Origin of the sequence: Kitasatospora sp. NPDC056651, from assembly GCF_042792155.1 — a bacterium.
GTDB lineage: Bacteria > Actinomycetota > Actinomycetes > Streptomycetales > Streptomycetaceae > Kitasatospora.
This window is the reverse complement of the sequence record NZ_JBHTWX010000183.1, coordinates 1-8,026: the sequence shown is the minus strand read 5'-3', so window position 1 is coordinate 8,026 and position 8,026 is coordinate 1. Positions and strand designations below refer to the sequence as shown.

General features: G+C 72.0%; 10 protein-coding genes. 5 read left to right on the top strand and 5 right to left on the bottom strand.

What is annotated here, in order from left to right:
- Window positions 1-217: 217 nt before the first annotated feature.
- Window positions 218-562 (bottom strand): rodlet layer protein, encoded by a 345-nt coding sequence (locus ACFRAR_RS37495; protein WP_380704725.1) that lies wholly within the window; start codon window positions 560-562, stop codon window positions 218-220.
- An 86-nt stretch (window positions 563-648) separates the two neighbouring features.
- Window positions 649-993: a rodlet layer protein gene (locus ACFRAR_RS37490; protein WP_380704723.1), complete on the bottom strand. Its 345-nt coding sequence runs from the start codon at window positions 991-993 to the stop codon at window positions 649-651.
- Window positions 994-1,291: 298 nt separating this feature from the next.
- Between ACFRAR_RS37490 and ACFRAR_RS37485 the strand changes: the two genes are divergently transcribed.
- On the top strand, window positions 1,292-1,960 hold the full coding sequence (locus ACFRAR_RS37485) for a hypothetical protein (protein WP_380704721.1): 669 nt from the start codon (window positions 1,292-1,294) through the stop codon (window positions 1,958-1,960).
- An 81-nt stretch (window positions 1,961-2,041) separates the two neighbouring features.
- Here the strand turns inward: ACFRAR_RS37485 and ACFRAR_RS37480 are convergent, their stop codons facing one another.
- The 3 genes from ACFRAR_RS37480 to ACFRAR_RS37470 all read right to left on the bottom strand — a co-directional run bounded on the left by ACFRAR_RS37480 (window position 2,042) and on the right by ACFRAR_RS37470 (window position 3,150).
- Window positions 2,042-2,419, bottom strand: coding sequence for a hypothetical protein (locus ACFRAR_RS37480; RefSeq protein WP_380704719.1), 378 nt, complete (start codon window positions 2,417-2,419; stop codon window positions 2,042-2,044).
- A 111-nt stretch (window positions 2,420-2,530) separates the two neighbouring features.
- Window positions 2,531-2,797 carry a chaplin gene (locus ACFRAR_RS37475; protein WP_380704717.1) on the bottom strand — a complete coding sequence of 89 codons (267 nt, stop codon included), beginning with the start codon at window positions 2,795-2,797 and terminating at the stop codon, window positions 2,531-2,533.
- A gap of 110 nt (window positions 2,798-2,907) precedes the next feature.
- Complete coding sequence (locus ACFRAR_RS37470; RefSeq protein WP_380704715.1) at window positions 2,908-3,150, bottom strand: chaplin; 243 nt, start codon at window positions 3,148-3,150, stop codon at window positions 2,908-2,910.
- 497 nt (window positions 3,151-3,647) lie between these two features.
- On the opposite strand from ACFRAR_RS37470, the gene ACFRAR_RS37465 reads away from it, so the two are divergent.
- The 4 genes from ACFRAR_RS37465 to ACFRAR_RS37450 all read left to right on the top strand — a co-directional run bounded on the left by ACFRAR_RS37465 (window position 3,648) and on the right by ACFRAR_RS37450 (window position 7,925).
- On the top strand, window positions 3,648-3,887 hold the full coding sequence (locus tag ACFRAR_RS37465; protein ID WP_380704713.1) for a chaplin: 240 nt from the start codon (window positions 3,648-3,650) through the stop codon (window positions 3,885-3,887).
- A gap of 270 nt (window positions 3,888-4,157) precedes the next feature.
- Complete coding sequence (locus tag ACFRAR_RS37460; protein ID WP_380704711.1) at window positions 4,158-5,834, top strand: RICIN domain-containing protein; 1,677 nt, start codon at window positions 4,158-4,160, stop codon at window positions 5,832-5,834.
- Between the two features lie 238 nt (window positions 5,835-6,072).
- Window positions 6,073-7,368 carry a hypothetical protein gene (locus tag ACFRAR_RS37455; RefSeq protein ID WP_380704709.1) on the top strand — a complete coding sequence of 432 codons (1,296 nt, stop codon included), beginning with the start codon at window positions 6,073-6,075 and terminating at the stop codon, window positions 7,366-7,368.
- 62 nt (window positions 7,369-7,430) lie between these two features.
- On the top strand, window positions 7,431-7,925 hold the full coding sequence (locus ACFRAR_RS37450) for a MarR family winged helix-turn-helix transcriptional regulator (RefSeq protein WP_380704707.1): 495 nt from the start codon (window positions 7,431-7,433) through the stop codon (window positions 7,923-7,925).
- Window positions 7,926-8,026 lie beyond the last annotated feature (101 nt).

Here is an 8,026-nt window from a genome sequence, read left to right as displayed (position 1 = left end):
GGCGGCCCGGGGGCGCCGCCCCCCCGCGGGGCGCGGGGGGCCGGTGGGCGGCGCGCCCGCCCCCGCCCCCCCCGCGGGGGGCGCCCCGCCCGGACCCCCGGCGGCCCCGGGCGGGGGGGGGCCGGGCCGGACACTTCCTTCCACGAACCTCCACGAAGCCCGGAGGGCCCGGGGAGACCTTCCTCCCCGGGCCCTCCGACCGTGCCGTGCCCCTTGATCAGCCGATCAGGTGCGAGACACCCGAGTCGCCCGAGGACTGGGTGTTCTGGCCCACGTCGCAGATCTGCTTCGGCTGGTTGTTCAGGACCGGGACCTCGACCGGAACCGCGATGCCGATGACGGCGACGGCGATGTTGTGGATCTCCGGCAGGCAGATGTTCGGGTTGTCCAGAACGTGGCTGTTCGGGCTGTCGTTGCCCAGGGTGCCGGTGTGGTTGGTGCCGCCGTTGCCCTGGACGGAGGTGGCGGAGCCGTCCGAGTCGACGATGGCGGAGGCCGAGCCGGCCGACATCGCGAGCGCGGCGGCGGCCAGGCCGACGGCGGCGAAGGACTTCTTGATCATTTCGGGTTTTTCCTCTCGGGGTGAATCGGGGAGCGATGCGAAGGTGGATCGGACGGGTGGTGCAGGGAGAGCAGCTCGGGGAGCGGTCAGCCGACCAGGTGGGAGATGCCTCCGTCACCCGTGCTCTGGGTGCCCTGGCCGACGGTGCAGTACTGCTTGCCACCGCTGTTGGCGATCGGGACCTCGACCGGGACGGCCACGCCGAGCACGCCGACGGCGATGTTGTGGATCTCCGGCAGGCAGATGTTCGGGTTGTCCAGGAAGTGGAAGTTCGGGCTGTTGTTCCCGACCGTGCCGGTGAAGTTGGTGCCGCCGTTGCCCTCGATCGAGGCGGCCGCGCCGTCCGAGTCGCCGATGGCGGCGGCGGGCCCGGCGGCACCGGCCAGCGCGGCGACGGCCAGGCCGGCGGCGGCGAAGGACTTCTGGATCATGCGAGATCCCTCTCTGAAATGCTCTTGGATTCCTTGCGTACGACGCTGAGAACGCTCAGACCCGGTCTGCAATCACTGACGCCCAGATCAAAGAATGACGGCACGGAAGGTTACGGGGATTTTTGAAAAGAGTCCCGCAGGCGCGGCGGCGGTACGCTTCCGATCGGATTATTACTCCGAATCGGTTAATGGCCGCAATCCGCACTCGCGGTCACTCGTTGAGCACATTGCTTTCCTGCTGCGGTCCCCGCAGCCCTCTCCAGTGCCCCCCAGTTCGGACAGCAGAACGGTGAAAAGCATGAAGTTCTCCAAGCGGGCCGGCGCGATGCTGCTGGCGGTCGGCGCCGGCGTGCTCGCCTCCCCGGGAGCGGCCTCCGCGGCCGCCCCGATCGCCCCCGAACAGGTCGGCGCCCTGGAGGACGCGCTGGCCACCCAGCAGGTCCCGGCGGACATCCCGCTCGCCCCGCTGGGCAGCCGTCTCACGGCCGGCATCCCGACCTCACTGCTCATGCCGCCGGTGCCCGGTCCGACCTCCAGCGCCGACGGCGCGCTGCTCCCGGAGCAGATCGTCCCCCAGCTGGGCACCGGCAAGGTCGGCCCCAGCGCCAACGCCGAGCTGCCGGTGCCGCTGCTCGACCAGAGCGCCGACGTCGGCACGGTGCTGCTGGACGCCCCGGCCTCGCCGCTGCACGCCAAGACCCCGGGGCTCACCCTCGGCAAGCCGCTGGCGCTCGCCGAGGACGGCGCCGGCCAGCTCGCCGGCGGCCGGCTGAAGGTGGACGAGATCGACCCGCGCCTGGTCACCGGCGCCGTCCAGGTGATCCCCGGCGCCAAGGCCAGCCTGGGCGACGAGGAGCACAGCCGGATCTCCCTCACCGACACGGCGGAAGCGCTGACCGGGACGACCACCGGAATGACGGCCGGTGTGGTGCGGCAGACCGGCCTGACCGACCTCACCCAGCTCTAGGTCCTGTCCGGCACCTCGGACGCACGAGGGCCCGGCACCCCGTCGTGCGACCGGGTGCCGGGCCCTCGTGCGTCCGGACGATCAGCCCGGCAGCAGGCCGGTCAGCCCGCCGACCAGCGGGAGGTCCTTGACGCCGCCGCCGGCGCTCAGCGGGCCGGTCAGCGTCCCGGTGCCGACCTCGGGCAGGCCCTGGTCCGGCTGGAGGGCCGCGCCGTTGTCGAGGAAGTCGGCCGAGGAGTTGGCCCACGGGTCGAGCCGCAGGCTCTTCAGCGGCGCGATGCCGTAGCCGAGACCGGAGGTCGTCCCGTTCAGCGCCTGGCCGACGTCGGTCTTGGCCAGCGTCGCCTGGCCGGGGGCGGCCTCGCCCGGGGTGGTGGCGGCCTGGGCCGAACCGGCGCCGAGCAGCACCGCGGCGCCCACGGCGGCGGCCAGGCCGGCCGCGTTCTTCTTCGAAACCATCGTGATCACCCTTCGGTGGATCGGGGGTCCCGGACGGCTGTCCGGGGACGCCGAACTGCCCCCCGGCCGGCTGGTCGGGGGGCAGGACGGTCGGAACGCGTAGCGATCGGATCAGCAGTCGTCGCTGGGCGGCGGCAGCTCCACGTTGGCGCAGGCGTTGCCGAACGCCGGGTTCAGCAGGCCGACGATGTTGATGGAGTTGCCGCACAGGTTGATCGGGACGTCCAGCGGCACCTGGATCTGATTGCCGGAAATGACGCCGGGGGAGCCGGCGGCGACGCCCTCGGCGGTCGAGTTGGCGGCGGCGCCACCGGCGGCACCGAGCACCAGGCCGGCGGCGGCGGCGGAGAGGACGGCGGCCTTCTTCATGTTCTGCATGGGGGTTGATCTCCTCGATCACACACGGGTGGAGCGTGCCGCGCCCCGGCGTTGCGGGGCGCGGCACGGGCTCGGTGAAACCAGCTGTCGCCGGTGCGGCGAGAGCGGGTTCAGCCGATGTTGGCGCACTCGTTGCCGAACGCCGGGTTCAGCAGCGCGATGATGTCGATGGTGTTGCCGCACAGGTTGATCGGCAGGTGGATCGGCACCTGGATCTGGTTGCCGGAGAGCACGCCCGGGGAGTTGGCGGCGACGCCCTCGGCGCCCGCGCTGGCGGCCGCACCACCGGCGGAGCCGAGCATCAGGCCGCTGGCGGCCAGCGACAGGACGGCGGCCTTCTTGAGGTTGCGCATGTCATTCCTCCGATTTCTGCCCGACGGAAAGGGAATGTCGGGAGCCGGGCGAGCAGGAATGCTCGCCCGATGACTTCAGGGATCGCCGTGATTGTCACTCGGTCGGCGCATTCCGGCGTGTTCCGCCCATGGCTCGGGCGTGGCCGCATCGCCGGGTCGCGGTGCCTGCCGCGGCAATTCCCGCACGGCCGGGAAAGGCTTCGGACAAAGGCGCGACCGGTGGAATTCCGGTCAGGCGCTCCGGCACGGGTTGCCGGGCGCCGGCTTCGGGAGGCCCGCCGCGTGGGGGCCGGGGTGGAGACCGGGTTCCGTCAGGGAGAACGAGGTACCGGGGGAGGGGAAACGGCCCGGTTCGCCCATCACCCGAATGCCGCTGTCCAGCGGCGTCATTGCGCCGGACGGGTGACAGTGCGCGGGCCGTCGCAACCGGTCCGGTGGGGTGTCGTTCTTGATGTCGCACTCCCCGTGCACATCTGTCGATCAGTCAGGAGGCTCGTATGAGCATCAAGAAGACCGCCGCCGTCGGCGCGGCCGTGGTGGGCATCGTGGCCACCGGCGCCGGCACCGCCGTGGCCAGCGCGGGCGCCCAGGGCGTCGCCGCCGGCTCCCCCGGTGTCGTTTCGGGCAACCAGATCCAGATCCCGGTCCACCTTCCGGTGAACGCCTGCGGCAACACCATCAACATCATCGGCCTGCTGAACCCCGCGTTCGGCAACAAGTGCGCCAACGTGGGCTGAGTCCGCACCCGGTTCGGCCGGTGAGAGCCGCCGCTCCGCGCTTCCCTCCTGGGGCGCGGGGCGGCGGCTCTTCGCTGTGCCCTTCGCCGCACCCTTCGCCGCGCCCGTGTTCCGTCGGACCGTCAGTTCCGTTCCGTGCCGGGAGCCTTGTTGCGTTACTTGTCAGTACCTAGAATGCGAGACCTGCTCACCTTTTCTGCTCCTCACTTGCTCCGCGCCGCTCGGCGCCCCCGCCCGGGCGGCTACCCCCACCCCCGCAAGGAGTCGCGTGTGACCAGGTCCCCACGGTCGGCGGCACGGCGAACGCGCACCGGGTCCTCCCGCTGCGCGGCGCTGCTCGCCACCGGAACCCTCCTCGCCACCCTCGGCCTGGCCGGTGCCCCCGCCGCCCTGGCCGACCCCGCCCCGGCCGCGGCACCCGCGGCCACCCGTCCGGCCGCGATCGTCGCCCTCGGCGACAGCGCGATCTCCGGGGAGGGCGCCGGCACCGACACCAACGACGGCTACTTCCCGGAGACGGACAGCTCCACCAACTACTGCCACCGGCACCCCAAGTCGGAGATCTTCGTCACCGACATCCCCGGGGTCACCCCGATCGACCTGGCCTGCTCCGGCGCCCAGACCGGGGACCTGGTCAGCGACCCGGAGCTGGCGAAGATCACCGGCCCCGGCAGCGGCGACTTCGGCGAGCCCAAGCAGGACGTCAAACTGGCCGACACGGCGGCCAGGTACGACGTCAGGATGGTCGTCGTCACCATCGGCGCCAACGACGACTTCGACTTCAACGGCATCATGACGCACTGCCTCTCGCAGTACTTCCCGATCCCCAAGGACCAGGGCTGCCGGGACACCATCGGCAGCGACGAGATCCGCCGGCGCGCCAAGGGCATCCGGCCCAAGGTGGTCGCGGCGCTCCAGAACGTCCGGCAGACCATGCGCAAGGCGGGCTACGCCGACTCCGCGTACCAGCTGGTCTACCAGTCGTACTTCAACCCGATCACCCCGGACATCCGGCGCAACGACTACGTCGGCAAGGTCGCCGACGGCTGTCCGGCCTTCCCGGAGGACCTCGCCTGGGGCCACAACTGGGTGGTGCCGACCCTCAGCGACGCGCTGCGCGGAGCGGCCGAGCAGGTGCCCGGCGTCCGCTACCTGGACCAGCGGCGGGTCGCCTTCGGGCACGAGGTCTGCGCGGAGTGGACGACGTCCCCGTACGAGTACACCAACGGGGACGTGATCAACCTCGCCGAGTGGACGCGCAACGGCTGCGACTCGCAGATCGGCATCCCCGGGCTGTGCATGAACATGGTCCGCCAGTCGTACCACCTGCGGGTGGCCGGCTACCGGGGTGAGGGCGTCTGCCTCGGCCAGTTCTACGGCCGGCCCGAGCTGACCCAGGCGTACTGCACGCTCAACCAGCAGAACACCACCTCGATCCAGCCGCTCAGCCCCGGAAAGCCGTTCGGCGACGTGCCCGAGGACGGCTCCTGGTACCAGCTGACCAACGCCTCCAGCGGCAACGTGCTCGACCTCACCGGTGGCGGCACCTACGGCGACGCCACCAACGGGCGGGCCGCGATCACCTATCCGGCCGGCGGCGGACTCAACCAGTCCTTCGTCCTGGAGGCCAAGGCCGGCGGCAGCTTCGAGGTCGACTTCAGCGGCAACCGCGACATGTGCCTGGACGCCAACGCCGCGTCCACCGCCCCCGGCACCCGGATCCAGCAGTGGCGCTGCACCGGCGGCGGCAACCAGCACTGGGTCTTCAAGCCGGCCGGCGACGGCCGCTACAAGATCGCCGACTCCCAGGACCAGACGAAGGTCCTGGCCGCCGGCGCCACCCTCGACGCCAAGGGCAACCCGTACGTCGAGCTGGCCGCCGACACCGGCGCCGCCAACCAGCTCTGGCAGCTCACCAAGCTCGGCATCCTCTACGTCCACGGCTGAGCCGGCCGACACCACCCTCAGGCCGTCGCCGCCCCCGGCCGGGCGGCGACGGCCGCCGTCATCGGGTACGGCGCCTCGACCGGCAGCGGCGCCGGATCCCGCTCCCTCCGATCCGGTGCTCGGAGGGGCGCCGGGGGCGCCAGGGGTTTTCGGGTCCGGGGCGTGCCGTAGGCTCACGTGAAAATCGTTGCGCCGAAGCCGCGCGGACCACGAGCGGGGCGGGGAGTACCCAGAGCAGATGAGCACGGCACCGAGCACCGAGTCGTCCGGCACCGAGTCGTCCGGCACCGAGCCGGCAGCGCCCGAGGCGGCGCCGGCGGCGGCAGCCGAGGAGCGGACGGGCCGGGCGCCCGGGCGGTTCGGGGCCCTGGTGAACCGCTTCGGGCCCGCGTTGGGCGCGTACGCGGTGGTCAAGGCGATCGGCCTGACCGTCTTCCTGCTGCTGCTCTCGCACACCGGCGACTACCTGAGGAAGCAGCCGGGCCGCGGCGGCGGCGCCCACGCCTGGGACGTGCTGGGCACCTGGGACGGCGTCTGGTACCAGCGGATCGCCGAGAACGGGTACGACCCGCAGCTGATCCCGCTGCACGGCTTCCCGCTGGCCACCTACTACGAGAACTCGGCCGCCTTCTTCCCGCTCTACCCCTGGCTGATGCGGCTGGTCGGCGCGGTCACCGGGCTCGGCCCGTACGGCTCCGGGATCGCCGTCTCGGTGCTCGCCTCGCTGGTCGCCGCGGCCGGCATCTTCGCCGTCGCCGAGCGGCTCGGCGGTTTCCGGGCGGGTGTGATCGCCGCGGTGCTCTGGGGCCTGTTCCCGGGCTCCGGGGTGGAGTGGGCGGTCTACTCGGACTCGCTGTTCGTCGCGCTGTCCGCCTGGGCCTGCTACTGCGTGATGACCCGCCGCTGGCTCGCGGCCGGCCTGCTGGCGCTGGTGGCGGGCCTCAACCGGCCGACCGCCGCCGCGCTGATCGCCGCCGTCTCGATCGCCGCGCTGGTCGCGCTGGTCCGCCGCACCGACGGGGTGGCCCGCCCGCTGACCGCGATGCTGATCACCCCCTGGGGCCTGATCGGCTACGTCGCCTGGGTCGGCTGGCGGATGGGCGACTGGGGCGGCTACTTCAAGCTCCAGTCGGGCGCCTGGAACCGCTACTTCGACGGCGGCGCCTCGACCCTGCGCACGATCATGGACGTGATCACCGGCCACTGGGACTTCTGGCAGTCCAACCCCGTGCCGGACCTGATCGCGATCGCGCTGCTGATCGCCCTGCCCGGGCTGCTGGTGCTGCTGTGGCGCACCCGGCCGCCGCTGGTGCTGTGGATCTACACCGCGCTCACCATCGTCACCGCGCTGAGCAGCAACCAGATCTTCGGCAACATCTCGCGCTACCTGCTGCCCGCGTTCCCGCTCTGCATCGGCCTGGCGATCGCGCTGCGCCGGGTGCGGACCTCCTCGCTGGCCGGGTTGCTGGCGATGCCGGTCCTCGCGGCGGGCTGGTACGCCGGGTATGCGCTGTTCGAGTTGGGCATCCCGTAGACCCGGGCGTTTCGTTGACAACGGGATCATCCGGGAGCAGACGGGTTGCTAACCTCGGAAACATGACGACGACCCCGCCGCCCGTGCGCCAGATCCGCGACATCTCCGGGCTGATGGACCACGCGAGCCACGTGCTGGCAACCCGGATGGCGGCGGCCTTCACCGAGCTCGGGATCACCCCGCGCGCCTACTGCGTGCTGTTCCACGCGCAGGAGGCCGAGCGCACCCAGATCCAGCTGGCCGAGCTGGCGGACCTGGACAAGACGACCATGGTGGTCACCGTCGACGAGCTGGAGAAGGCCGGGCTGGCCGAGCGACGCCCGGCCGCGACCGACCGGCGGGCCCGGATCGTCTCCGTCACCGAGGAGGGTGCCCGGGCCGTGGTGCGGGGCACCGCGATCGCCGACCGGGTGCACCGCGAGCTGCTGGAGACGCTGCCGCAGCCCGAGCGCGAGATGTTCCTCACCGCTCTGACGAACCTGGTCGAGGGGCACCTCGCGGAGCCCGTCGAGGTCGAACGCACCGTACGCCGCGCCCGCCGCGCCCGGGGGCAGTGACCCGCACCGGGCCGTGTCTAGTGGGCCGCCTTGAGGGGGAGGGTGGCGCGGATGCGGAAGCCGCCGCCGGGGCGTGGGCCGATGTCGAGGCTGCCGCTGAC